Origin of the sequence: Nitratidesulfovibrio liaohensis (assembly GCF_011682075.1) — a bacterium.
GTDB lineage: Bacteria > Desulfobacterota > Desulfovibrionia > Desulfovibrionales > Desulfovibrionaceae > Cupidesulfovibrio > Cupidesulfovibrio liaohensis.
This window is the reverse complement of record NZ_VSMK01000716.1, coordinates 1-717: the sequence shown is the minus strand read 5'-3', so window position 1 is coordinate 717 and position 717 is coordinate 1. Positions and strand designations below refer to the sequence as shown.

Below are 717 nucleotides of genomic sequence, written 5' to 3'. Positions count from 1 at the left end.
GCCGAAGCGGCAGGCATGGACGCCCCGCGCATGGACCGCCTGCGCCTTACCCCGCGCATCATGGCCGAAATGGCCGCCGCCTGCCGCCACGTGGCGGGCCTGCCGGACCCGGTGGGTGCGGTGGAAACCCAGTGGCAGCGGCCCAACGGCCTGCTGGTGGGGCGCATGCGCATCCCCCTCGGCGTCATCGCCATCATCTACGAATCGCGCCCCAACGTGACCATCGATTCCGCCATCCTGTGCCTGAAGGCAGGCAACGCGGTGATCCTGCGCGGCGGGTCCGAGGCCATCCACTCCAACCTGGCCCTTGCCGGGCTTATCGCAGAGGCCATGGCCGCCTCGGGCCTGCCCGGCGATGCGGTGCAGGTGGTCTCGCGCACCGACCGGGCCGCCGTGGGCGCCCTGTGCGCGCTGGAGCAGTACATCGACGTGATCATTCCGCGCGGTGGCGAAACGCTGATCCGCGCCGTGGTGCAGCAGGCCACCATGCCCGTGCTGAAGCACTACAAGGGCGTGTGCCACGCCTATGTGGACGCGGGCGCTGACCTGGACCAGGCCGTGGAGATCGTCTTCAACGGCAAGGTGCAGCGCCCCGGCGTGTGCAACGCGCTGGAATGCCTGCTGGTGCACAAGGACGAGGCCGCAGCCCTGCTGCCCGCCGTGGCTGCCCGGCTGGCGCCTGCCGGGGTGACCTTCCGCGCGTGCCCGGCCTCGCTG

At 71.3% G+C, this 717-nt stretch carries 1 protein-coding gene; it reads left to right on the top strand.

Annotated features, from left to right (window positions below):
• Positions 1-717: glutamate-5-semialdehyde dehydrogenase (locus FVW27_RS18085; protein WP_167127880.1), on the top strand; the 717-nt coding region annotated here is incomplete at both ends.